Source organism: Pseudoblastomonas marina, from assembly GCF_034374265.1.
GTDB lineage: Bacteria > Pseudomonadota > Alphaproteobacteria > Sphingomonadales > Sphingomonadaceae > Alteriqipengyuania_A > Alteriqipengyuania_A marina.
The window spans coordinates 2,807,691-2,830,673 of the sequence record NZ_CP139718.1; the positions used below are offsets into that span (position 1 = coordinate 2,807,691).

Below are 22,983 nucleotides of genomic sequence, written 5' to 3' on the forward strand. Positions count from 1 at the left end.
TCGTTCAGTCCTCGATCGGCGTGACGGGCACGATATCGCGGCAGGCATCGGCAGCGGCATAGCGCTCGGTGTAGAAAGCGTTGGGCTGGACCACCCAGTCGAGCAGCGCCGTGTAGCTCGCACTCTCGGTCTTCAGATAGCGATAACGCGGGCGCTCCGTTTCCGGTAGGTCAGCCGCCAACGCAACGCGGGTGAAGGCGTGCACGTCCGCGCTATCGGCATAGACTCCGCCATCGCCGGTCCCGCCGGGCAATTCATCGAGTAAGTCGAATCCTTCGACGACCCGTCCGACCATGCCCAGATTGCGGTCCATGCGCCGGTGGTCGTTGGCGAGTACCGCATAGAGCGCGACGCCGCTGCCCTGTGCAGGCGCCATCCCGCGCGCCACGCCGACCGTGCCGCGGCAGAACAGCGGCCACATCAGCTCGCCGTCGCTGCCGAATACCCAGCCATCGACGAAACGGACCTGCGGCGCATACGAATCGCAGACCCCGGACAGCGCGGTTGCGCTGCGGCGGCATTGGTCGGGCGAGGCCGCTCCCGAGAGCGGGGCGATGTAGCTGCCGGGCGGGATCGTTTGCAGATAATCGGGGTCGGCGGGTTCTTCCTCCGCGTCGGGATCGGGGACGAGCCCCCATTGCGCGACGAAGCCGGGGATCACCCGGTAGATCGCACCGTCCCGCCAATAGTTCCGTCGCGCCATTGCGCGGACATTGGCTGCCCATGCTGCGCCGTAATCGAGTTCCATCAGGCGGATCACCATGCGCTGCGGCTCGCCACTTTCGCGATCGTTCCATTCGAGCACCATCAGGTCCTCGGGTGCGATCTCCTGCCAGTCGGTCTCGGGTATGTCGGCGAGGAATTCGGCGTAGCTGCGCTGGTCCGGCTCCCTCTCGGGAGGGGTCGAGGGTGTCGTCGCGCAGCCGCCGGCCAGCGACGCCGCCAAGGCGATCGTCATGAACCTTCCGAACGCTTTCATGTCTTTGCTCCCCCAGCACCGAGTCTCGGTACGATAGCCCGCGCCATCCGTTCGCCCAAGTCGCGCGATTGCTCGGGATAGAGATAGGGCTCGATCAGTTCGCACTCCATCACCGCGAGCTGCCCGTCGTCCTTCCGCACCATATCCACGCGGGCGTAGAGCAGGCCGGTGAAGGGCAGCGCGGCGATGACCGCGTCGGCGGCCGCGCGATCTTCGGGCGAGGGGGCGAAGTCCTCCTCGTAGCCGCCGAACAGCGACTGGATGCGATAGTCGTCCTTGCCCGCGCGCTTGCGCACGCCGTGCGAGAAGGCGCCGTCGATGAAGACGAAAGTGTATTCGCCTTCGTCGAGGATGGCGGGGAGGAAGGGCTGGATCATCGCCCGGTGGCCGAGCGACCAGCCTTCATCGGGCAGCGTGTCGCGGGTGAAGCTGTGCTGGCCGAGACCGCCCGCGCCGACCTGGCGTTTCACGACGACGCGATCGGTCGCGAAACGGTCCATTGCCGCGAGCACTTCGGCGTGCGTGGCGTCGTCATGCCACTGCGTCGGCACGATCCGCGCGCCGCTCGCCTCGAGCTTGGTCAAATAGCGCTTGTCGGCGTTCCAGCGGACGACGTCGGGCGGATTGCACACCTCCACCCCTTGCGCCGCCAGCGCGTCCAGCCGCGCAACGAACTCCTCCGGGTGGTCCTGGTAATCCCACGCCGTGCCGAGGAGCACCGCGTCGAGCCCTTCGAACGCGACGAGCGGCGCGCGCCAGTCGCGCTCGACCAGCTCCAGCCCCGCATCGGCAAAGGCCGGGCGCAGCGCAGCGACTTCGAGATCGTGCTCGAATGCGTCGCCGCGCCGCGGCCCCTCGCCCGGCAGCGTGTCCGCGCAGGCGAGGAAACCGATCCGGCTCAAACCTCTTCGAGCGCCTGTTCGAAGTCGGCGATCAGGTCGTCCGCATCCTCGATGCCGATCGAAATGCGCACGAGGTTGTCGGTGATGCCGAGCTCGGCGCGGCGACCTTCGGCGACCGACAGGTGGGTCATGCTCGCCGGGTGGCTCGCGAGCGTCTCGGTCCCACCGAGGCTGACCGCGAGCTTGGCGATCTTGAGCGCGTCGAGGAAACGGAAGCACTCGGCCTCGCCGCCCTTGAGCAGCAGCGAGAAGGTGCTCCCCGCGCCGAGGCAGTGGCGATCGTAGATGTCCTTCTGGCGCTCGTCCTTGATCATGCCGAGATAGCCGAGCCCCTCGACCTTCGGATGCTTGGCAAGGAAGTCGCAGACCTTGGCCGCGTTCTCGCCCGCGCGCTGCATGCGCAGTTCGACCGTCTCGAGCGAACGCAGCAGCATCCACGCGGTGTTGGGATCGCAGATCCCGCCCATCGTGTTGCGCAGCATGCGGACCGCATCCATCCATTTCTTCGCGCCCGCGATCGAGCCGGCGACGAGGTCCGAATGGCCGCCGACATACTTGGTCAGCGAATAGCAGACGATGTCGGCACCGTGCTCGAGGGGACGCTGCCACAGCGGACCGAGGAAGGTGTTGTCGATCGCGATCGGGCACTCGAGCCCGGCGGCGTCCACCGCCGCGCGCACCGCCTCGACGTCCACCAGCGCATTGGTCGGGTTGCCCGGGCTTTCGAGATAGACCATCGCGACCTTGCCGCCCTGTTCGGCGGCCTTGGCCTTCGCCTCATCCAGCACGGAGTCGATTTTCTCGCGCGTCGCGCCGGCGGGGAAGTCGATATAGCTGACGCCCCAGCGCGACATCCACTTGGCGATGAAGCCTTCGGTCGCGGCATAGAGCGGGCCGGTATGGACGATCACGTCGCCCTTCGAAGCATGCGCCATCAGCAGCACGCAGATCGCGGTCATCCCGCTCGAGAAGGACAGCGCGTCTTCGGCCCCGTCCCACACCGCGAGGCGATCCTCTAGGATTTCCTGGTTGGGCGCGTTGAAGCGCGAATAGACGAGGCCGTCGGCGCCGCCCGGACGCTTGCCGGTGATGCCTTCGAAATGGCGCTTGCCCGCCGCCGCGCTTTCGAACGCGAAGGTGCTGGTAAGGAAGATCGGGGCCTTGAGCGAGCCTTCCGAGAGGGTCGGGTCGTAGCCATGGCCCATCATCAGGGTCGAGGGCTTGAGCTGGCGCCCACCGATGGTCTTCACCTTGGGCTGCGGATTCTTGCGCGGGGTGGTGGGATCGATTTCGTTGTCGCTCATGATGCGAGCATCCTTCCTGTGACGATGCCCCCAGGAAGGCGGGGGCCCAATGGGTGGTCGGGGCGCCCGTCCCTAACCTCCGCAGGGACGCATCTCCGCCGATCGCCGTGTCGGATCCCGCGCATAATGCGGTGCGGCGGCGCTTTCAACTGCGCCGCGACCGAAGGCATGGACCGGGTGTTACAGTGTTCAGGGTAAGAAAATCCGCGGGCCGCGGAACCGGCTGTCGAGGAGCGGGGAAGGCGCGGCGGGACGAGAGCATGGGAGCCTAATACGCCGCCGCGCCAGGGTAGGAAAATCAGACCAGCGTCCGCATCCCGAACACGACCGCGACGATCAGGCCTATCCCGATCAGGTCGAGCACCAGCCCGGCGCGCACCATGCGGCCGATGCGGATCCGGCCGGTGGACCAGGCAATCGCGTTGGGTCCGGTCCCCGCTGGCAGCATGAAGCCCCAGCTCGCGGCGAGCGCGGCGGGCATGGCGAGCAGCACCGGATCGGCTCCGAGCGCCACTACCAGACTCGCCACCACCGGGATGATCGCGGTGGCGGTGGCGACATTGCTGGCGAACTCGGTGATCAGCACCACCATCGCCACGATCGCCAGCGCGATCAGCACCAGCGGGAGCGCCTCGAGCGGGAGCAGCGCATTGCCGAGCCATTCGGCCAGCCCGCTCGCGCTCATCCCCGCGGCCAGCGCGAGCCCGCCGCCGAACATCATGATCACGCCCCACGGCGCGCGGTCGGCCTCGCTCCACACCAGCAGCGGGCGACCGGTGCCGTCGGGCAGCAGGAACAGCGCGAGGCTGGCGACGATCGCGATGGTGCCGTCGGTCCAGCTGCCCTCGGGCAAATAGGGCGCGAGCCACAGCCGCGTCATCCAGGCGAGGAACGTGATTGCGACGATCGCCATCACCCGCTTTTCGGGCACACCCATCGGGGTCGCGTCTGCGATCGCCTCCTGCGCGCTCGCGACATCGAACGGATGCGTAGCAACCTGCTGGACTCTAGCGATGATCAGCGCCGCGAGCGGCACGCCCAACGCGACGATCGGCAAGCCGTAGAAGGCCCATTGGGCGAAGCTGATCCGCGTCCCGATCATCGTGTCGAGCAGGCCCACCGCGATCGCGTTGGTGGGCGAGCCGACCAGCGTGCCGAGGCCGCCGATGCTGGCGGCGAACGCGATGCCCATCGGCAGCGCGCCCGAAAGGCCCTCGAATTCGCCCTCTTTCGCGCCGCCGCCGGCGAGGACCGCGACCGCCATCGGCATCATGATCAGCGCGGTCGAGGTGTTCGAGATCAGCATCGAGAGGATCGCCGCCGAGACCATGAACGCGAGCAGCAGCCCGGCCTGGCCGCCGCGCCCCCCGATCGCCTTCAGGATGGCCAGCGCGAGCCTGCGGTGCAGCCCGGTACGCTCGATCGCGAGCGCGATGAAGGCGCCGCCGAGCAGCAGGAACAGGATCGGCGAGTAATAGGCGCTGGCGGTTTCGCCGGCATCCATCACCCCGGCAAAGGGCAGCACGATGAAAGGCGTGAGCGCGGTCGCGGTGAGCGGGATCGCCTCGGTCATCCACCACGAAGCCATCAGCCAGACGAGCCCGGCGACGACCAGCCCCTCGCGCGCAAGGCCCCCGGGCAGCGGCGCGAAACACGCGAGTGCGAAGCCGATGGCGCCGACGACGAGGCCGATAATCCGTGCGGTCATGTTCCCTCCCTGCCGCGAGGGTTAGCGTGGCAACGGCGCGATGCAAACGCCCGCCGCGCGCTTATTCGACCTCGGTGCCCGGTTCCTCGTCGCGCAGTTCGCGGATGACGACGGTGCCGATCAGGCCGCGCTCGACCAGCCGCGCGATTTTCTCGCGCCGTTCTACCTCGAAGCGTTGGATAGCGATCGGTATGTCGATCCGAACCGGGCATTGGCCACCATTGGTCCTGTCGGGGAAACCGACATTGCGGGTCGTAGGATCGGTGGCGCATTCGTCAGTCTGGCTATAGGCGGGCTCGCGCTCGCCCTTGCTGAGGTCGGCGATGTCGGTTTCGTAGATCGAGGCCTCGACCGGGCCGCCCGCGGCAACCAATTGCGCAACCTCGCCTTCGGCATAGTTCGCCAGATGCGCGCGCAGGTCGCGCTCCCAATCGGGGAAGTAGAAGGGGCGCGCTTCGGCATAAATGCGTGAGACTCGGAGCGTGTTGCCGTTGCGGTCGACGCCGCGCAGCGCGTTGACGAACTCGCTCGCATTCCCGGCCAGCTGGCGGGCGATATCGCGCCCGGTATAGGCGCGACGCGAAATCGACGGTCCGCCGATCGCGCCGCGGAAAAAGCCGTAGATCACGCGCGGATCGTCCCAGTGGGGAAAGACGATGCGGGTGCGGATATCCTGGGGGCTAAGCGCTACGCCCGCGACGGTGATGAACTTCGCCTGGTCGAGCGGGACGCCGTCGATGGACACCTTGTCGGGGCTCATCACCGGATAGGCCAGCGCCAACTGTTCGATCACCGCGACATTGTGGAGGTTGGTCCAGAAGGCGAGCTGTTCGTTGCGCGGGAGGCTGGCGATGTCGATCTCGGTCCCGATCCGCTCGAGATCCAAGCGGTACTCGGTCAGCGCGGCGCGCTGCTTATCCTCGAGGAACTGGAAGGCGATGCGATTGCCTTCCAATCGATAGCGCGAATCGTGCCCGAAGACGAAGCGCGTGCCCATCGCCGGTTCGCGCCGCGGCGGGAGCTCGCGCAGCGACGGGCCCATGTTGAGCACGAACCACGACAGCGCCCCGTCCCACGCGCGCCAGTCGAGACGCGTGTCGTCACCCGATGCGCGCGGCGCAAATCGATCGAGCGTCGCCGACGCGAAAGCTTGCGGGCGCGCCTGCTGCGCAATGGCGGGGCCGGGCAGTGCGATGAGACCGGAGAGTGCGAGGCTCCCGATCAGGACCGTCGATAACCGCATGCGAACCTGCCTTTCCCTTTGGGTGGCAGGAAGGGTGCGCCGCTCGGTGCCGCCCGTCAAGCGGTCCGAATCACTCGACTTCTGCGCCCTGTTCCTCGCCGTCCCTGATTTCGCGGATGATGACGGTGCCGATGCGGCCCTGCTCGATCAGTTTCTCGACCTTGTTGCGGCGCTCCTGCACGAAACGCTTGGCGGCGCCGTTGACGCGCGGGTCGGGCGACGAGCAGTTCTGTTCGCCGGTGCTCGCGCGTTCGCATTGCTGGGTGATCTGGTAGATCGGCTCGCGCTCGCCCTTGGAGAGGTCGGCGATGTCGGTTTCGTAGATCGAGGCTTCGGTGCGCGAGGTGGCGGCGAGGATCGCGGTGACGTCCTCTTCGGCATACTGGCCGAGGTGGGCGCGCAGGTCGGTGTCGAAATCGGGGAAGAAGAACGGCTGGGCTTCGGCGTAGATGCGCGAGACCTTCATCGTGTCGCCCGACCGGTCGACCCCGCGCAGCGCGTTGACGAATTCGGTCGCGTTCTCGGCCAGCTGCACCGCGACATTGTCGCCCGTATACGGATTCTTCGCGATCGAAGGACTGCCGATATCGCCGCGGAAGAAACCGTAGATCACCCGCGGGTCCTTCCAGTTGGGATAGACGATCCTGGTGCGGATATCCTTCGGGCTCATCGCCACGCCGGCGACGGTGATGAACTTTGCCTCGTCGAGCGGCGCGTCGAAGCCTTCGGGTTCGACCTTGTCAGGGCTCATCACCGGGTAATCGAGCGCGATTTGCTCGATCACCGCGACGTTGTGGAGGTTGATCCAGAAGGCGAGCTGTTCGTTGCGCGGCAGGCGGGCGAGGCCGATCTCGCTGCCGATGCGCTGCAGGTCGAGCCGGTATTCGGTCAGCGAGGCACGCTGCTTGTCCTCGAGCATGTCGAACGCGATCTTGTTGCCTTCGAGCCGGTAGCGCGAGGTATGGCCCCAGGTGAACCGCGAACCCAGGTTCGGTTCGACCTTCGGCGCCATCTCGCGGAGCGAGGGACCCATATTGAGCACGAACCAGTTGAGCGCGCGGTCCCACAGCCCCCAGTCGAGCTCGGTTTGCTCGACGGTCGCGGAAGGAGTGAAGCGGGCGAACTCGCCATCCGCCTGGACGGCGTAGTCGACGGGCGCCGCATTGGCGGAAACCCCGGCGGGGGCGCCCAGCGCGAGCGCGAGTATGGCGGTGCTGGCAAGAAGTCGGGTCATCGCTAGGCTCCTGTTTCGAAGCCCCTTTAACCGACATTGGTCGGCTGGCGGAGGGGCGGCTCGACGAATGGCCGCACCCTTCCGACCGGCGGATGAATTACTTCGGTGCGAGGACCATCAGCATCTGGCGGCCTTCGAGCCGCGGGAACTGTTCGACCTTGGCGGTCTCTTCCATGTCGTCGCGCACGCGGTTGAGCAGGTCCATGCCGAGGTTCTGGTGCGCCATCTCGCGGCCGCGAAAGCGCAGCGTGACCTTCACCTTGTCGCCATTGTCGATGAACTTGTTCACGTTGCGCATCTTCACGTCGTAATCGTGCGTGTCGATGTTGGGACGCATCTTGACCTCTTTGATTTCCTGGGTCTTCTGCGTCTTGCGCTGCGCGTTGGCCTTCTTCTGCGCCTCGTAGCGGTAGCGACCGATATCGAGGAACTTGCACACCGGCGGATCGGCGTTGGGCGAGACCTCGACGAGGTTCAGCCCTTGCTCCTGTGCCTGTTCGATGGCTTCCCGGGTGTACATCACACCGAGGTTCTCGCCCTCGTCGTCGATGACGCGGACTTTGGGAACCTGGATGAAATTGTCGAAACGCGGGCCGCTTTTTACGGGCGGCTGAAGGGATCGGCGCGGTGGGCGGGCTATGTTTGGTCTCCTGTAGCTCTTGCCAATTGTGGCAGATTCTGGGCGCTAGATAGGCGCTATTGATGCAACGCGAAAGGGGCGCGTGGGTTTCGACGCGCAAAAAATGCGCGCCTCGCCAGCCGTCAGGCCGCCGCCTCCCATAGAGGGATGCGCGCGAGCTTGCCCGCGGCGGGCAGCACGGCGTCGATTCGCGCGGCCGGCTGGAGCGCCTTGAGGATCGCCGGATCGCCCGCGTCCATTCCGCCGGTCAGCGCACCGAAGGCGGGCATGATCATGCGTGTCCCGCCCACATCGTTTGCCGCCAGTACCGCGCAGGGCCGCGCGATCCGGCGGCCGCGCAGGGCGAGCCGCAGCTTCGGATGGTAATGGCCCGAGAGTTCGGCGCGGGTCTCGCCCGCGATCGCCTGGTGGCGAAGCACCACGCCGCCGATCTCCATTTCCTCGGCCACCGTGCCGCCGATCGCGGGATCGAGCTTCTCGTCGTGATTGCCGGTGATCCAGACCCAGTCGGTCGCGCGGGTGAGCGCGGCGAGCATGCCCCTGGCATGGGGTTCGAGCCGCGCGGGTCCATCGTCGTCGTGGAAATTGTCGCCCAGCGTGATGACGCGGCGTGCGCCGGTCTCGCGGATCGCCTCGGCCAGCCGTTCGAGCGTCTCGCGACTGTCGTAGGGGGGCAGCATCTGGCCCGATTTCTCGGCGTACCAGCTCGCCTTCTCGAGATGAAGGTCGGCAACCAGCAACGCGTTTTCACGCGGCCAGTAGAGCGTACGGCTCTCGCACAGGAGCCATTCCTCGCCTGCGAACGAAAGGGGAACCATGGGAGGCTATTGCCGCAGGCTTCGCGCAATGGCAAGGCTTCGCGCATGACCGACTGGACCGAGCAGACCGCCACCGCCCGCACCTGGTTCGAGACCTTGCGCGACCGCATCTGCGCCGAGTTCGAGGCGATCGAGCGCGAGGCCGGATCGGACGCTGCGTTCGACTATGCCGAATGGGCCCGCGAGGAAGCGGGCAACGAGCACCCTGGAGGCGGCACGCGCGGCTTGATGAAGGGTAAGGTGTTCGAGAAGGTCGGGGTCAACGTCTCGACCGTGCGCGGCAGCTTCGCGCCCGAATTCGCCGCCTCGATCAACGGCGCGAGCCCCGAGCACCCCGAATTTTCGGCGACGGGCATCAGCCTCGTCGCGCATATGGCGAATCCCCATGTGCCCGCGGTCCACATGAACACACGATTCCTGTGCACGCAGGCGGCATGGTTCGGGGGCGGCGCGGACCTGAACCCGCCGATCCCCTACGAACAGGATACCGAGGATTTCCACGCACGCTTGCGCGCCACCTGTTCGGCGCACAACCCGACCTATTACGAACGCTTCAAGAAGTGGGCCGACGATTATTTCTATATCCCGCATCGCAAGGTCCATCGCGGGGTCGGCGGGATATTCTACGACCATCTCGAATGCGAGGATGAGGCTGGCTTCGAACGCAATCTCGCCTTCACCAAGGATGTCGGCGAGGCCTTCCTCGACATCTACCCTCGGCTGGTCCGTCGCCGGATGGAGAGCGCGTTCACGCCCGAGGACAAGCAAACCCAGCTCGAATGGCGCGGCCGCTATGCCGAATTCAACCTGGTGTACGACCGCGGCACGCTGTTCGGCCTCAAGACCGGCGGCAATATCGACGCGATCCTGATGAGCCTGCCGCCCGAAGCGGTGTGGAGCTAGTTCACGCGATCCACAGACGGAGAACGTAGGCAACCGCGCCGATCGCGGCGACGCTGCTGGCCCAGATCAGCGCCATCCAGCCGAGCCGTTTCCAAAGAGGAGCACGCTCGGCTTCCATCAGTGGTAGCCCTCGTGGCCGACCTTCCCGCGGAACACCCAATAAGCCCAGGCGGTGTAGGCGATGATCAGCGGCAGGGTGATGGCGACGCCCACCAGCATGAACACCTGGCTGCGCTCGGGCGCGGCGGCGTCCCAGATCGTCAATCCCGGCGGGACGACGTAGGGCCACATCGTCACGCCCAGCCCCGCCATGCCGAGGAAGAACAGCGCGATGCCGAGCCAGAACGGTTTCGAGTGGCGCTCGGCCTTGAGCGCGCGGAGCATCGCCACGGCGACCACCGCGGTGAGGATCGGGACCGGGGCGGCGTAGAAGATCTCCGGTGCGGTCAGCCAGCGTGCGGCATATTCGGCATTGAGGAAGACGTTGTAGAGGCTAACCGCGCCCATCAGGACCAGCGTAGCCCAGGCCGCGCGCTTGGCGAGCTGGCGCGCGTGGTGCTGGCTCTCGCCGTCGAGCTTCCACACCAGCCATGCCGCGCCGAGCAGGGCATAGCCTGCGACCGTGCCGAGTCCCGTCAGCAGCGTGTACGGCGTTAGCCAGTCGAACCAGCTGCCGGCATAGGCGCGGTCGACCACCTCGATCCCCTGCAGCAGCGCGCCCAGCGTCATGCCCTGCGCCATCGCCGCGATCAGCGAGCCGCCGGTGAAGGCCGCGTCCCAGTATCGACGGTGGCCGGGATCGCGCCAGCGATACTCGAACGCCACGCCGCGGAAGACGAGGCCGAGCAGCATGGCGATGATCAGCGGATAGGTCGCGGGCAGGATCACCGCATAGGCGAGCGGGAAGGCGGCGAAGAGTCCGCCGCCGCCCAGTACCAGCCACGTCTCGTTCCCGTCCCACACCGGAGCGATCGAGTTCATCGCCCGGTCGCGCTCCGGCCCGACCTCGAATGTGGGGAACAGGATCCCGATGCCGAGATCGAACCCGTCCATAACGACATAGGCGAATACCGCGAAAGCGATGATGAAGGCCCAGACGGTGGTCAGGTCGACATTGACGCTCATGGCGCATCCCCCGGCTCGTGCTTGCTGCCCGAGAGGTCGCGGCGGCTCGCGTCGGACGGATCCTGCGTCGGCCCCGGCGTGATCCCGGCAGTGCGGATTGGCCCCTTGTCGCCGCGCTTGACGCCGTATTCGCCCGGCTTGGGCGCCTTGCGCATCAGGTGCAGGATGTACCAGACGCCCGCGCCGAAAACCGCGAAATAGACCACCACGAAGGCGAGCAACGAAGCCGCGACGGCGGGCGCATCGAGCGGGCTGGCGGCGTCGGCGGTGCGCAGGATATTGTAGACGACATAGGGCTGGCGACCGACCTCGGTGGTGATCCAGCCCGCGATCACCGCAACGAAGCCTGACGGCCCCATCGCCAGCGCGGCCTTGTGCAGCATCGGCCAGTCATAGAGCCTGCGCCGCCAGCGCGCGAACAGGCTCCACAGCCCGATACCGAGCATGGCGAAGCCGATCCCGACCATCACCCGGAACGACCAGAACACCACCGCCACCGGCGGCTGCTCGTCGTCGGGGATCGTGTCGAGCCCGGCCAGCGGAGCATCGAGGTCGTGCTTGAGGATCAGCGAGGACAGCTTGGGGATACCCACCGCGTAATCGAGCCGCTGCTCGTCATCGTTCGGGATGCCGAACAGGTAGAGCGGAGCGCCATCGGGGTGACTCTCGTAATGCCCCTCCATCGCCATCACCTTCTGTGGCTGGTGCTCCAGCGTATTGAGGCCATGGAGATCGCCGGCGAAGATCTGCACCGGCACCACGACCGCAGCCATCCACATCGCCATCGAGAACATCTTGCGGGCATGGGGATTGGCCCGGTCCTTCAGCAGGTGCCAGGCGCCCACTCCGCCGACGACGAAGGCGGTCGTGAGGTAGGCGGCCAGAACCGTATGCACGAGGCGGTAGGGGAAGCTGGGGTTGAACACGATCTCCCACCAGCTCTCGCCGGGGAGCAGCTGGCCGTTCGCGCCGGTGATGAAGCCGGTCGGCGTGTGCATCCAGCTGTTGACCGAGAGGATCCAGAACGCGCTGATGAAGGTCCCCAGCGCGACCATGCAGGTCGCGGCGAAATGCAGCTTCCTGCCGACCTTCTCCATTCCGAACAACATCACGCCGAGGAAGCCGGCCTCGAGGAAGAAGGCGGTCAGTACTTCATAGGCCATCAGCGGCCCGATGACCGGCCCGGCCTTGTCCGAGAAGACCGACCAGTTGGTCCCGAACTGGTAACTCATCACGATGCCCGAGACGACGCCCATCGCGAAGGCGATGGCGAAGATCTTGAGCCAGTATTTGAACAGGTCGAGGTAGAGTGGCTTACCGGTCTTGAGCCACAGCGCTTCGAGCACGGCGAGATAGCTCGCCAGCCCGATCGAGAATGCCGGGAAAATGAAATGGAAGCTCACCGTGAAGGCAAACTGGATACGGGCGAGCAGCAGCGCGTCGAGACCGTCAGGCATGGGAGCGGTCTAAAGGAGAAGGACGCATCCCACTAGTATCGGTTGCGCAATTCCTGTTGCGCGCGCGGCAAGCGCGCCGAGTCGGGCTCACTCCGGCCCGAGCACGCGCACCCAGTCGACTTCCATCCGTACCTCGCCGCGCTTGATCGCGTCGGCGGTTTCCTGCGGCAGGCCGTAATAGGGTTCCTCAATGTCGAACACCTTCCACGGGTAGATCCCGCCGACCGCGAAATTGAGGATCACGAATTTCGGCGTGTCGAAGCGCCATTCGCCGTACCGCTCGATCTCGGCGCGGCTGACGGTGTAGAACACGTCGCCGTCGACATCGAAGGCGATTTCGTCCTTCGTCCACTCGACCCCGTAGACGTGCCAGTCGGTCACGTCCTGGCCTTCGGGGAAATAGCGTCGCTCGACCAGCGGGGTATCGCCCGAATAACCCGGGCCGTGGATCGCCACCGCGGTCCAGCTCTTGTCGCCGACATATTCCATGATGTCGATCTCGCCGGTGTAGGGCCAGTCGCCATTGCCGAGCAGCCAGAAGGCTGGCCAGGCCCCGACATTGTCGGGCATGCGAATGCGCGCCTCGGCGCGGCCATAGGTGAAATCGAAATTGCCGCGCGTGTTGACCCGGCCCGAGATGAAATCGGCGTTGCGCTCTTCGTTGGTGTCCATGCCCGGTTTCCACACCGGTTCGAGGATCAGCACGCCGCCGTCGGCGCCCTCCACATTGTCTTCGAACTTGATCGTCTCGGGGCTGTCGAAATAGGCCTGCTGTTCGTTGTTGACCCAGAAATCGGGCCCGATGACGTTCCACTTCGCGCGATCGAGCGATCCGGAGTCGAACCCCTCCTCGAACAATACGGCACGACCATCATCCATGGCCGGTTCGGCCATGTCCGTCGCAGGTGCGGTGCAGGCCGCCAGCGTCGCAGCCAGCAATCCACCCGCCAGAGATTTCCCCAGAGCCAGATTTATCGTCGTCATCGCGAGTTCCCCTCGATCTCGATTGCGTTGTTAACGTTCACAATAGCAATCTGTTCAGGCTTGGCAAAGGGGCTGTGTCATATCCGCGCAAATCGTGTAACTGCCCCCACGAATTTTTCCTCCCCGGAGACTTGCCTTGCGTATCTTAGCCGCCGCCCTGACCTTCTCGCTGTCGCTCGCCGGATGCACCGCGACGGACGATGCCGCGCCCGACACGCCCGAGGTGGCGCCGATCCTGACCAGCGAAGACGCGTTCGACGACCAGACCTTCGCCCAGCCGCAGGTCGCGCGGGTCACGCATGTCAGCCTCGATCTCGAACTCGATTTCGATGACAAGTCGGTCGCGGGCGAGGCGGTGCTCGATATCCAGGCGCAGGACGGTGCCGACGAGATCGTGCTCGACAATGACGGCTACCGTGTCGCCTCGATCACCGATGGCGAAGGCAAGCGGCTCCGCTACGAACTGGGCGCGGAAGAGGAAGGCAAGGGCCGCCCGCTGACCGTGCAGATCGGCGATGCGCGGCAGATCAAGGTCACCTACAGCGCGACTGATGCCGACGCGCTGCAATGGCTCAGCCCCGAACAGACCGCGGGCGGCGAATATCCCTATCTCTTCAGCCAGGGCCAGGCGACGCTCAACCGCACCTGGATCCCGACGCAGGACAGCCCCGGCATCCGCCAGACCTGGGATGCGCGGATCGTCGCGCCGGCTCCGCTAGACGTGGTGATGAGCGGCCTGCGCAAGGGCGAGACCGAGGAACTGGACAACGGCAAACGCGCATTCGAGTTCGAGATGGACAAGCCGGTCGCGCCCTATTTGATCGCGATCGCCGCGGGCGATATCGATTTCCGTTCGCTCGGGCCCCGCACCGGCGTGTGGGCCGAACCCGCCGTGCTCGATCGCGCAGCGGAGGAACTCTCCGATACCGAGGCACTCGTCGACGCGGCGGAGGAACTCTACGGACCCTATCGCTGGGGCCGCTACGACATGATCGTGCTGCCGCCAGCCTTCCCTTACGGGGGCATGGAAAACCCGGTGATGACCTTCCTCACGCCGACCTTCATCGCGGGCGACAAGTCGAACAACGGCCTGATCGCGCACGAGCTAGCGCATAGCTGGTCGGGCAACCTCGTCACCAACGCGGTGTGGGGCGACGGCTGGCTCAACGAGGGCGTGACCTCGTATTTCGAGAACCGCATCGTCGAGGCGGTCTACGGCAAGAAGCGCGCCGAACAGGAAGCCGCGCTGGCCTACGCCAATATCGAGGAAACGCTCGCGGAAGTGGGCGAGGACGCGCCCGGTACCGCGCTTCATACCGACGGCAAGGGTGAGCTGATCGGCAGCGCGATCGCCTATGACAAGGGCGCCTATTTCCTCCGCACGGTCGAGAAGATCGTCGGCCGCGACCGGTTCGACGCCTGGCTGCGCCAGTGGTTCGACAACCACGCCTTCCAGCCCGCGACCAGCGCGATGCTGCTCGCCGACATGGAGGAAAACCTCGTGCGCGACGAGCAGGAGGCCGAGGCGCTCATGCTGCGCGAATGGATCTACGAGCCGGGCCTGCCGGCGAACGTGGCCAAGCCCGATCCGAAGGCCTTCGCCGAGGTCGACAACGCCGTGAACGCCTATGCGCGCAACGACATCCTCCCGACCAATTGGGAAGGCTGGACCAGCGCCGAACGCCAGCGCTTCCTCGATAACATCCCGAAGGAACGCAGCGACGAACAGCTCGCGACGCTCAACCGCGAACTCGGCCTGTCCGAGACTGGCAACAACGAGGAACTGTTCCTGTGGCTCGAACTCGCGCTGGCCAACCGGTACGAGCCGGCGGTCGCACAGGCCGAGGAATTCCTCGCCCGGATCGGTCGTGCCAAGTTCGTCAGACCGCTGTTCCAGGTCCTGTGGGACCAGGGCGAATGGGGCCGTTCGATCGCGCGCGACGTCTACGAGGAAACCCGCGCGGGCTATCACGCGGTGACCCGCGGCGGGGTCGACCGGATCGTCGAAGGCGAGTGACCGGGGTTGCGTGGCGCGCACCATCTGTGCGCCACGCGATCATGGTGCGGGTCGGGAACGCGCGCTAGGCTGCGCGCATGAACGCCGCCATCGCCGCAAAGGCCCGCAAGTTTGCGCCGATCGTCCTCCCGCTGGCGGCGATCGCCGCGGCACGGACGATGACTTTCACCGATTGGGCCGCCGCCAATGCGACGCTCGCCGCGCTGCTCTTCGCCTGGGTGGTAGCCGATGGGCTGGCGCTGGGCCTGATCGCCAAGGCGGACCGTCATCGACCCGGCCTGAAGGCGCTGCTCGGCGCCTTCGCCGCGGCCAGCCTGGTGATCGTGCTGGGTGCCGCCGCACCGGTGCGCGCTGCGATCCTCTCCATGCCGCCATTGCTCGCTGCGCTGGGCGTGACAGTGGTCGCCTATCTCGGCTGGAGCGCGGTTCGCGCCGGGTTCGCATGGCGCGCGGAACGCTCGGCCGAAGCGGTTCTCGGCAGTTTCATCCCGCGCCCGCTCGCCCGCGCGATCCTGCACGAATTCGGCATGATGCATCTCGCGCTGTTCCGCTGGAACGCGCCGCGCGACGTGCCTGCCGGGGCGCAGGCTTTCGCCTATCACCGCTACCTCAACCCGATGATCGCGGCGCTGCTCGTGCTGCAATTGTTCGAGCTCGCGGTGGTCCACTTCTTCCTGATGATGTGGAACCCGACGATTGCCTGGATCGCTTTCGGGCTCAGCGCGGCCGGGGCGCTGTGGCTGGTCGCCCTGATGAAGAGCTTCCGCATCAATCCGGTCCTGCTCGATCGCGACAGGTTGCGGGTGCGCTCGGGCGCGATCGTCGATGCCGTCGTGCCGCTGGATGCGATCGCCGGGATCGTGCCAGCGTTCGACGAAGCGACCCGCAAGCGGAAGGACACGCTCGACATCGCGCTCCTCGCCGCGCCGAACGTCTGTCTCGAGCTTGCCTACCCGGTCGCGATCCCGACCATGTTCGGCGGTTCGCGCGAGGTCGTGCGCGTGGCGATGCGGCTCGAGGACAGCGCCGGTTTCATCGCGGCGCTCGGGCAGGGCGGCTGTCAGAATCCGTCCGTGTAAATCGGTCGGCATGCCCGGTTAGACCTCGCTCGACACAACGAGGAGGTCCCGATGAAATTCCGCCATGCCATGCTTTCGATCCTGCCCTTCGCCGCGCTCGGCGCGTGTTCGGGCGGCGCGATCGAAACGCCGATGGATCCGCAAGCAGTGGCCGCCGCGGTCGAAAACGACCTCGGTATGGTCTGCTTCGAACCCGAACCGGGCGAGACCATCCCGTGCGACGTGAAGGCCGATCCCGGCCGCAGCCGCACCTATGCCGATGTCCGGATCCAGGTCGTCGAGGCGGACGACCGCGGTGAAGGCGTATACGAAGCCAGCACCATCTCGGTGCGCCAGTCCGAAATCGATCGCGGCCAAGTCGAAAAATTCGTCTCCCGTTTCGGCTTCAGCGCCGAGGATCTCGAAGGGGCGATCGTCAATGGCGACCGTATCACCCGCGGTCCCTTCACGCTCGATCGGTTCAAGACCGAATCGATCCTGATCTTCGACTGATCGTCGCGCGCTCCTTCTGGCGCGGCGGATGCCGGTCGGTCCCCCGTGCCGATCGGCATTTCGCGCTTGCACAACGGCGCGTCGCGCCACACATTCGCCCGCGATGCTGCGCCAGTACGAACTTGTGGAACGGGTCAAGGAATACGACCCCGACGCCGACGAGGCGCTGCTCAACCGCGCCTATGTCTATACCGTGCAGAAGCACGGCACGCAGAAGCGCGCCAGCGGCGATCCCTATTTCAGCCACCCGGTCGAGGTCGCCGGGCTGATGACCGATCTGAAACTCGACCAGGAAACGATCGCCACTGCGCTGCTCCACGATACGGTCGAGGACACGCTCGCAACGATCGACGATATCGAGGAGCTGTTCGGTCCGGATGTGGCGCGGCTGGTTGACGGGGTGACCAAGCTTTCGAAGATCGAGCAGATGCCCGAGAACGAGCGCGCGGCGGAAAACCTGCGCAAGTTCCTGCTCGCCATGAGCGAGGATATCCGCGTGCTGCTGGTCAAGCTCGGCGACCGGCTGCACAACATGCGCACGCTGCACTACATCAAGAAGCCCGAGAAGCGCCGCCGCATCGCGCGCGAGACGATGGATATCTACGCCCCGCTGGCCGAGCGGGTGGGGATGTACGAATACATGCGCGAGATGCAGGCGCTCGCCTTCGAACAGCTCGAACCCGAGGCCTACACCACGATCACCAGGCGGCTCGAGGAAATCCGTTCGCAGGACAGCGGGCAGGTCGATGCGATCGCGCTCGCGATCAAGCAGGCGCTGGCCGAGACCGGGCTCCAGGTCGAGGTGACCGGGCGCGAGAAACATCCCTATTCGATCTGGAAGAAGATGGCCGAGCGGCACCTTCCGTTCGACAAGGTGACCGATATCTTCGCCTTCCGCGTGATCACCGAAAGCGTCGAGGATTGCTACCGCGCGATGGGGGTGCTGCACACGGTGTGGCAGTTCATCCCGGGCAAGTTCAAGGACTACATCTCGACGCCGAAGAACAACGGCTACCGTTCGCTTCACACCTCGCTGATCTACGAGAACTCGATGCGCGTCGAGGTGCAGATCCGCACCCGCGACATGCACCGCACCAACGAATTCGGTCTCGCCGCGCATTGGGCCTACAAGCAGGCGGACCGGCCCGACGGACAGGTCGGCTGGCTGCGCGACCTGATCGAGATCGTCGATGCGAGCCACGATCCCGAGGAGCTGCTCGAGCACACGCGGATGGCGATCTACCAGGATCGCATCTTCGCCTTCACGCCGAAGGGCGCGCTGTTCCAGCTGCCCAAGGGCGCGACCCCGGTCGATTTCGCCTATGCCGTGCACACCGATCTCGGCGACCAGACCGTCGGCGCCAAGATCAACGGGCGGCACGTGCCGCTGCGCACCACGCTCAACAATGGCGACGTGGTCGAGATCATCCGTTCGAAATCGTCCGAACCGCAACTGTCGTGGCTCGGCCACGTGGTCACCGGCAAGGCGCGCTCGGCGATCCGGCGCGGACTGCGCGCCAAGGAGCGCGCCGAACATGCCGAGATCGGGCAGCAGATGTTCGACGATATCGCCGCGCGGATGCCGACCAAGATCGGGCGCAAGGCGATCAAGGGCGCGATCGAACGGCTGCAATTGCGGGACGAGGAAGAGTTGATGGCGGCGATCGGCACCGCCCGGCTCGACGATCGCGAAGTGATGGAAGCACTGGTCCCCGGGTCGACCGCGGACCTGCCCAAGAAACCGCATTGGCCCCGGCAGGACGGCGCGATCTCGATCAAGGGGCTGACCCCCGGGCGCGCGTTCAAGCTCGGTGTGTGCTGTCACCCGGTGCCGGGCGAGCGGATCGTCGGTGTTCGCCAGGATGGCGAGGGCGTGATCGTCCACCGGATCGACTGCGAACAGCTCGCCGACGGGATCGATGCCGACTGGCTCGACCTGTCATGGGGCGAATATTCCTCCGGCGCGCCGGTGCGCCTCGGAATGGAAATCTACAATCGTCCCGGCACGCTCGCCGACATGACCGGCATCCTCGCGCGCAACACCGCCAATATCCAGCGCATCGAGATGGTCGAACGCGAACAGCCCTTCGGCACCTACACGGTCGATATCGAGGTCGAGGACCTCGCCCACCTCACCCGCATCATCTCCGCCCTGCGCGCCAGCGATGCCGTGGCGGAGGTGGAGCGGATCTAGCCCTCCACCGCGCGCACCGGCACCGGGATATTGCACACGTCGGCGCCGCCCGCGGGCACGTTGAAGAACGGGTCGCGGCGGTTGGCGCGGGCCTCGGCGTAGCGAGCGAAGTCTTCGGTCGCGGTGTCGAAATATTCGAAGGCCGGGCGCTCGGCTTCGGGCAGGTCGCTGGCGACGCGGACCCATTCGATCGGCGTGCGTTCCTCGGCGGTCTCGTAGACGCCCAGCCCGCCGGTGCCGCGCGGGAGGCTCGACAGGTGCTCGATCCCGCTCACGATCCGACCCACGAGCGCGATATTGCGATCGAGATGCCGTGGCGCATGGCCGATCACCGTGTAGAGCTGCGAGCCGTCGCCGGTATCGGGCGAGAGGTTTCGTCCCACGCCGACCATGCCGTAGCAGTGGACGGGCCAGTGGCGGGCAAGGTGCATGTGCTGGATTCCGGCGATCGGAAATCCGTCCCTGAAGCTGGCATAGTTCGCATAGGCATCGGTCATCATCGGCGCAGGCCAATCACCGAGAACCCGGGGAACCCGGGTTGCGGCGGTGACCGAAGAGGTCAGCCAATTGGGAGAGGAAACGGTATATTCGCCTTCTGTCGGGTTGTTCAGGCCCTCGGGCACGGGCTTTTCGGTGCCGCCGGTGCCGGGATCGGGCTGGCCCCATTGCACCACGTAATTGTCCTGCACGCGGTTGATCGAGCTGCCGTCCCAGTACTCGGCGCGGGCAAGCGTGCGGATGTTCTCGATCCAGCCCTGGCTGAAGGGCGGCGGCATCAACTGCATCACCACCGTGCGCTCGTTGCCGTCCCGATCGGGCGCTAGGCGCATCACGACGAGGTCTTCCGGTTCGATCGCGATCCACGCGCTGTCGGGTGCGGCGGCGATGATCTCGTTAGGGGAGAGGGCGGGTGCAGCTTCCTCCTGTGCGAGCGTCGGGACGGACAGCGCGATCAGTGCGGCGGCGGCGAGGAGATGCTTGGTCATCCGTGCACCTTGCCAGCAAGCGTCTGAAAGGCAAGCCTCAGCCGACCTGGTCCTCGAGCGCGTGCATGTCGGCATCGCTCAGGCCGAAATGGTGCCCGATCTCGTGGACCACCACATGCATGACCATGTGCTCCAGTGTCTCGTCGCCGCGCTCGGCCCATTCGGCGAGGATCGGCAGCCGGAACAGGCGGATGCGATCGGGCATCTGGTGCGGGGCGTCGATCGATTTTTCGCCCAGCGGAATGCCTTCGTAGATCCCGGTGAGTTCGTAGGGGTGCGACAGCTCGACCGCCTTCAGCGTTTCCTCGTCGGGTAGGTCGTCGACCCGGAACACCACGTCGCTGAGGTGCTCGCGGAACTGTTCGGGCAGCCGCGCGATCGCCGCCCGCCCCATTGCCTCCATCTCGGCGTTCGAGCACGCCTTGCCGATCGTCCGCATGTCCATCGCGCCATAGGTAGGGCACGAGGCCGCTTGCGCAAGCCAATCCCCCCCGCTAGTGCGCGGCCTCTGCCAGTCAGGCATGCGGAGCAGTGGCCGAGTGGTCGAAGGCGCACGCCTGGAAAGTGTGTATACGGTAACCCCGTATCGAGGGTTCGAATCCCTCCTGCTCCGCCACCTAGTCTGGATTTTCCGCAAGATCTGCGGTCGGTCCCCCTGAAGCCCGCAATCCCGCGGGGGTCCGCGACGCTGTGCGGTGTCGGAGACTTCGCAACTCGCCCTCTTCTAGCCGAAACGGGCAGAGTTCTCTGGCGGCCATTTCGCCACACCGGACTTGGCGACGAGCCGGAACGACAAAGGGCAGCGCATCGCGCTGCCCCTTGCGGATCGCTGGATTGTCGCCGGTCAGGTTAGGCCCAGCAACTCCGCCTGTTCGTTCCAAGACCTTGGGATCTGAGTGGTCGTTGTCAGAACTGTGCCGTTCAAGTCGGCTGGCTGCGTCCCGGCGAGGATGCGGTCAACGATCTCCGGCGACAGGAAGGCGAGCCTTACCACCCGACTTATCCACGAGTCGTTGATGCCTTGTTCGCGGGCGAGCGCGGCGATCGTCGTGTCCCCGTCGGACAGGCGCTCCCACCACTTGCGCGCTTGCGCGAGCAGCTCGACCAGCGAGCGGTCGACCTCGTTATGCGCGCCCCGCCCGTCGGGCTCCACCAGCCTCATGGCCATGCCCGTCCGCTTCAAGCGAATCTTGCAGTCGAGCACAAGCTCAGCCTCGTCATGCTCGCCTAAAGGTACCGAGAGGGCCTGACGCAGCTGGTTTGCATCGACCGTCACAACGATCCCTTCGACACCTACCTTTGCAGAGTACACTAAGTTGCGGACAAGTTTCCGATCTCTGGATCGCAATCGGTTGGCAAGTTCACTTGCTAGAGCGCCCGCCGCCTCGATGGTGGATCGATCGAGTTCGGCACCGAGCAAGGCCAGCAGCGATAGCGGGTCATCAAGCGCGGCAACCAACCGTCCGACAACCGCTGCCTCGAGTTCCCGGGCCGGGATACGGATCCGATCTGTTGCGGTGCCGCCCGCCTGCGGCTCGCGAGCGACGTAGTAGCGATAGTGGACCTTGCCCTTGCAGGCGTGGCTGGCGACCAGCGGCTCGCCGTGTTCGTCGAACACCCTTCCGGCGAGCAGGCTCTGAGCCTTGATCGTGGGCGCCCGCTGCTCACCCTGCCGGTTGGCCGCCAGCTGCTCCTGCACCCTTGCCCACAGGTCGGGATCGATGATGCCCTCGTGCTGGCCATCATACGCCTGCCCCTTGTGATGGATTTCGCCGATGTAGACCGGGTTGGAGAGGATCTTGTAGATCTGCCCGCGGGTGAAGGGAACGCCGCCCATCTTGCGCCCGGTCGCGGTAAAGCGCTCTGGGATCACCACACCCTCGTCATCCAGCTGCTCCTTGAGCAGTCGGACATTTCCGACTTCGCAATAGCGCCGGAAGAGATCGCGTATGATCTCGGCGTGTTCGTCGACGACGGCAAGCGTGCGGCCATTGGCCTTATAGCCGAGCGGGACGATGCCGCCCATCCACATCCCCTTGGCCTTGGAGGCGGCGATCTTGTCGCGGATCCGCTCGGCGGTTACCTCGCGCTCGAATTGCGCGAAGCTCAGCAGCATGTTGAGGGTAAGCCGCCCCATCGAGTTGGTGGTGTTGAACGACTGCGTCACCGACACGAAGCTGACCTCGGTCCGGTCCATCGTCTCGACGAGCTTCGCGAAGTCGATGAGCGAGCGGGTCAACCGGTCGACCTTGTAGACGACCACGATGTCGATCTTGCCCGCCTCGATATCCCCAAGCAGGCGCTGGAGGGCAGGGCGCTCTAGCGTCCCGCCTGACAGGCCGCCGTCGTCGTACTCTTCGTCGAGAAGCGACCAGCCTTCAGACGCCTGGCTCAGGATGTATGCGGCACAGGCCTCGCGTTGCGCGTGGAGCGAGTTGAAGTCCTGTTCGAGGCCCTCCTCAGAGGACTTGCGGGTGTAGATGGCGCAACGAACCTTTTTCATGCTGCCTTCCTCTTCTGTCGGAGCCCGAAGAAAGCCGGACCCGACCAGCGCGTTCCCGTGATCGCGCGGGCGACCTCGCTCAGCGAGCGCCACTCGCGCTCGTTCCAGAGGATCTCCCCGGCATCGCTGATGGTAACGACATGAACCTTGCCGCCGAACTCGCGGGCGAGCCGCATGCCGGGGCGGATATCCCTGGTCTCGGTTTTCGCTGCGGCCACCTGGTCGAGCCGCTGCTTCGTCTTGCGCGAGAGGCCGCCAAGCGTCTTGGTCTGCAGTTCGTAGGCGAACGCCAGCCGGAGCAGCTTGGCGCTGACTTGCGGCACAGGGTGACCGGTGAGCTTTGCCCAACGGTCCTTGAGCTCCCCTTTCGCCAACGTGTCCAGTTCGGCCAGCTGGTCTTCGAGGTTAGTCATGC

21 protein-coding genes and 1 tRNA gene are annotated in these 22,983 nt (G+C 65.8%); 6 read left to right on the top strand and 16 right to left on the bottom strand.

Annotation, left to right across the window (positions count from 1 at the left end; translation table 11 throughout):
- Positions 1–4: 4 nt before the first annotated feature.
- The 8 genes from T8S45_RS14040 to pdeM form a co-directional block, all read right to left on the bottom strand.
- Positions 5–979, bottom strand: a complete 975-nt coding sequence (locus tag T8S45_RS14040; RefSeq protein ID WP_322294169.1) for a peptidylprolyl isomerase — start codon at positions 977–979, stop codon at positions 5–7.
- The gene (locus T8S45_RS14045; RefSeq protein ID WP_322294170.1) at positions 976–1,881 is read right to left on the bottom strand and encodes an ATP-grasp domain-containing protein; all 906 of its coding nucleotides are present in this window, start codon (positions 1,879–1,881) and stop codon (positions 976–978) included. Before T8S45_RS14045 ends, T8S45_RS14040 begins: the two co-directional genes overlap by 4 nt.
- On the bottom strand, positions 1,878–3,185 hold the full coding sequence (locus tag T8S45_RS14050) for a cystathionine gamma-synthase family protein (RefSeq protein WP_322294171.1): 1,308 nt from the start codon (positions 3,183–3,185) through the stop codon (positions 1,878–1,880). Before T8S45_RS14050 ends, T8S45_RS14045 begins: the two co-directional genes overlap by 4 nt.
- A 298-nt stretch (positions 3,186–3,483) precedes the next feature.
- Complete coding sequence (locus T8S45_RS14055) at positions 3,484–4,893, bottom strand: SLC13 family permease (protein ID WP_322294172.1); 1,410 nt, start codon at positions 4,891–4,893, stop codon at positions 3,484–3,486.
- Between the two features lie 61 nt (positions 4,894–4,954).
- On the bottom strand, positions 4,955–6,136 hold the full coding sequence (locus tag T8S45_RS14060; protein WP_322294173.1) for a DUF547 domain-containing protein: 1,182 nt from the start codon (positions 6,134–6,136) through the stop codon (positions 4,955–4,957).
- Between the two features lie 70 nt (positions 6,137–6,206).
- Positions 6,207–7,370 carry a DUF547 domain-containing protein gene (locus T8S45_RS14065; RefSeq protein WP_322294174.1) on the bottom strand — a complete coding sequence of 388 codons (1,164 nt, stop codon included), beginning with the start codon at positions 7,368–7,370 and terminating at the stop codon, positions 6,207–6,209.
- A gap of 97 nt (positions 7,371–7,467) precedes the next feature.
- Positions 7,468–8,010: a translation initiation factor IF-3 gene (gene infC / locus T8S45_RS14070; protein ID WP_188643048.1), complete on the bottom strand. Its 543-nt coding sequence runs from the start codon at positions 8,008–8,010 to the stop codon at positions 7,468–7,470.
- A gap of 122 nt (positions 8,011–8,132) precedes the next feature.
- Positions 8,133–8,828: a ligase-associated DNA damage response endonuclease PdeM gene (gene pdeM / locus T8S45_RS14075; protein ID WP_188641055.1), complete on the bottom strand. Its 696-nt coding sequence runs from the start codon at positions 8,826–8,828 to the stop codon at positions 8,133–8,135.
- Between the two features lie 45 nt (positions 8,829–8,873).
- Between pdeM and hemF the strand changes: the two genes are divergently transcribed.
- Positions 8,874–9,731: an oxygen-dependent coproporphyrinogen oxidase gene (gene hemF / locus T8S45_RS14080; RefSeq protein ID WP_188641056.1), complete on the top strand. Its 858-nt coding sequence runs from the start codon at positions 8,874–8,876 to the stop codon at positions 9,729–9,731.
- A 1-nt stretch (position 9,732) separates the two neighbouring features.
- Here the strand turns inward: hemF and T8S45_RS14085 are convergent, their stop codons facing one another.
- The 4 genes from T8S45_RS14085 to T8S45_RS14100 all read right to left on the bottom strand — a co-directional run bounded on the left by T8S45_RS14085 (position 9,733) and on the right by T8S45_RS14100 (position 13,297).
- Positions 9,733–9,849, bottom strand: a complete 117-nt coding sequence (locus T8S45_RS14085; protein WP_322294175.1) for a DUF2474 domain-containing protein — start codon at positions 9,847–9,849, stop codon at positions 9,733–9,735.
- Positions 9,849–10,856: a cytochrome d ubiquinol oxidase subunit II gene (gene cydB, locus T8S45_RS14090; RefSeq protein ID WP_188641058.1), complete on the bottom strand. Its 1,008-nt coding sequence runs from the start codon at positions 10,854–10,856 to the stop codon at positions 9,849–9,851. Before cydB ends, T8S45_RS14085 begins: the two co-directional genes overlap by 1 nt.
- On the bottom strand, positions 10,853–12,313 hold the full coding sequence (locus T8S45_RS14095; RefSeq protein ID WP_322294176.1) for a cytochrome ubiquinol oxidase subunit I: 1,461 nt from the start codon (positions 12,311–12,313) through the stop codon (positions 10,853–10,855). Before T8S45_RS14095 ends, cydB begins: the two co-directional genes overlap by 4 nt.
- Before the next feature lie 87 nt (positions 12,314–12,400).
- Positions 12,401–13,297 carry a glycoside hydrolase family 16 protein gene (locus tag T8S45_RS14100; RefSeq protein ID WP_322294177.1) on the bottom strand — a complete coding sequence of 299 codons (897 nt, stop codon included), beginning with the start codon at positions 13,295–13,297 and terminating at the stop codon, positions 12,401–12,403.
- Positions 13,298–13,433: 136 nt separating this feature from the next.
- Between T8S45_RS14100 and T8S45_RS14105 the strand changes: the two genes are divergently transcribed.
- The 4 genes from T8S45_RS14105 (at position 13,434) to T8S45_RS14120 (ending at position 19,079) form a co-directional block, all read left to right on the top strand.
- Positions 13,434–15,314 (top strand): M1 family metallopeptidase, encoded by a 1,881-nt coding sequence (locus T8S45_RS14105; protein WP_322294178.1) that lies wholly within the window; start codon positions 13,434–13,436, stop codon positions 15,312–15,314.
- Between the two features lie 77 nt (positions 15,315–15,391).
- Positions 15,392–16,393: a hypothetical protein gene (locus T8S45_RS14110; protein ID WP_322294179.1), complete on the top strand. Its 1,002-nt coding sequence runs from the start codon at positions 15,392–15,394 to the stop codon at positions 16,391–16,393.
- A gap of 51 nt (positions 16,394–16,444) precedes the next feature.
- Positions 16,445–16,885: a hypothetical protein gene (locus tag T8S45_RS14115; protein WP_322294180.1), complete on the top strand. Its 441-nt coding sequence runs from the start codon at positions 16,445–16,447 to the stop codon at positions 16,883–16,885.
- 103 nt (positions 16,886–16,988) lie between these two features.
- Complete coding sequence (locus tag T8S45_RS14120) at positions 16,989–19,079, top strand: RelA/SpoT family protein (RefSeq protein ID WP_188641064.1); 2,091 nt, start codon at positions 16,989–16,991, stop codon at positions 19,077–19,079.
- On the opposite strand, the gene T8S45_RS14125 is transcribed toward T8S45_RS14120, so the two are convergent.
- Both T8S45_RS14125 and T8S45_RS14130 read right to left on the bottom strand, forming a co-directional pair.
- Positions 19,076–20,065 (bottom strand): peptidylprolyl isomerase, encoded by a 990-nt coding sequence (locus tag T8S45_RS14125; RefSeq protein ID WP_322294181.1) that lies wholly within the window; start codon positions 20,063–20,065, stop codon positions 19,076–19,078. The genes T8S45_RS14120 and T8S45_RS14125 overlap by 4 nt on opposite strands.
- A gap of 37 nt (positions 20,066–20,102) precedes the next feature.
- Positions 20,103–20,510 carry a metallopeptidase family protein gene (locus T8S45_RS14130; protein ID WP_407654917.1) on the bottom strand — a complete coding sequence of 136 codons (408 nt, stop codon included), beginning with the start codon at positions 20,508–20,510 and terminating at the stop codon, positions 20,103–20,105.
- An 80-nt stretch (positions 20,511–20,590) separates the two neighbouring features.
- On the opposite strand from T8S45_RS14130, the gene T8S45_RS14135 reads away from it, so the two are divergent.
- Positions 20,591–20,681, top strand: a tRNA-Ser gene (locus tag T8S45_RS14135).
- A gap of 228 nt (positions 20,682–20,909) precedes the next feature.
- Here T8S45_RS14135 and T8S45_RS14140 read toward each other — a convergent pair.
- A complete protein-coding gene (locus T8S45_RS14140) occupies positions 20,910–22,661 on the bottom strand; it encodes a recombinase family protein (protein WP_322294182.1) in 1,752 nt (583 codons plus the stop codon).
- Complete coding sequence (locus T8S45_RS14145; RefSeq protein WP_322294183.1) at positions 22,565–22,981, bottom strand: DUF2924 domain-containing protein; 417 nt, start codon at positions 22,979–22,981, stop codon at positions 22,565–22,567. Before T8S45_RS14145 ends, T8S45_RS14140 begins: the two co-directional genes overlap by 97 nt.
- Positions 22,982–22,983 lie beyond the last annotated feature (2 nt).

Excerpts from the sequence above, each read along its gene's own strand:
- T8S45_RS14110 (WP_322294179.1), top strand. The coding sequence starts at position 15,392 with ATGAACGCCGCCATCGCCGCAAAGGCCCGCAAGTTTGCGCCGATCGTC.
- hemF (WP_188641056.1), top strand. The coding sequence starts at position 8,874 with ATGACCGACTGGACCGAGCAGACCGCCACCGCCCGCACCTGGTTCGAG.
- T8S45_RS14130 (WP_407654917.1), bottom strand. The coding sequence starts at position 20,510 with ATGGACATGCGGACGATCGGCAAGGCGTGCTCGAACGCCGAGATGGAG.
- T8S45_RS14085 (WP_322294175.1), bottom strand. The coding sequence starts at position 9,849 with ATGGAAGCCGAGCGTGCTCCTCTTTGGAAACGGCTCGGCTGGATGGCG.
- T8S45_RS14115 (WP_322294180.1), top strand. The coding sequence starts at position 16,445 with ATGAAATTCCGCCATGCCATGCTTTCGATCCTGCCCTTCGCCGCGCTC.
- T8S45_RS14125 (WP_322294181.1), bottom strand. The coding sequence starts at position 20,065 with ATGACCAAGCATCTCCTCGCCGCCGCCGCACTGATCGCGCTGTCCGTC.
- T8S45_RS14120 (WP_188641064.1), top strand. The coding sequence starts at position 16,989 with ATGCTGCGCCAGTACGAACTTGTGGAACGGGTCAAGGAATACGACCCC.
- T8S45_RS14065 (WP_322294174.1), bottom strand. The coding sequence starts at position 7,370 with ATGACCCGACTTCTTGCCAGCACCGCCATACTCGCGCTCGCGCTGGGC.
- pdeM (WP_188641055.1), bottom strand. The coding sequence starts at position 8,828 with ATGGTTCCCCTTTCGTTCGCAGGCGAGGAATGGCTCCTGTGCGAGAGC.
- T8S45_RS14060 (WP_322294173.1), bottom strand. The coding sequence starts at position 6,136 with ATGCGGTTATCGACGGTCCTGATCGGGAGCCTCGCACTCTCCGGTCTC.
- T8S45_RS14145 (WP_322294183.1), bottom strand. The coding sequence starts at position 22,981 with ATGACTAACCTCGAAGACCAGCTGGCCGAACTGGACACGTTGGCGAAA.
- T8S45_RS14100 (WP_322294177.1), bottom strand. The coding sequence starts at position 13,297 with ATGACGACGATAAATCTGGCTCTGGGGAAATCTCTGGCGGGTGGATTG.
- T8S45_RS14050 (WP_322294171.1), bottom strand. The coding sequence starts at position 3,185 with ATGAGCGACAACGAAATCGATCCCACCACCCCGCGCAAGAATCCGCAG.
- T8S45_RS14055 (WP_322294172.1), bottom strand. The coding sequence starts at position 4,893 with ATGACCGCACGGATTATCGGCCTCGTCGTCGGCGCCATCGGCTTCGCA.
- cydB (WP_188641058.1), bottom strand. The coding sequence starts at position 10,856 with ATGAGCGTCAATGTCGACCTGACCACCGTCTGGGCCTTCATCATCGCT.
- T8S45_RS14095 (WP_322294176.1), bottom strand. The coding sequence starts at position 12,313 with ATGCCTGACGGTCTCGACGCGCTGCTGCTCGCCCGTATCCAGTTTGCC.
- T8S45_RS14040 (WP_322294169.1), bottom strand. The coding sequence starts at position 979 with ATGAAAGCGTTCGGAAGGTTCATGACGATCGCCTTGGCGGCGTCGCTG.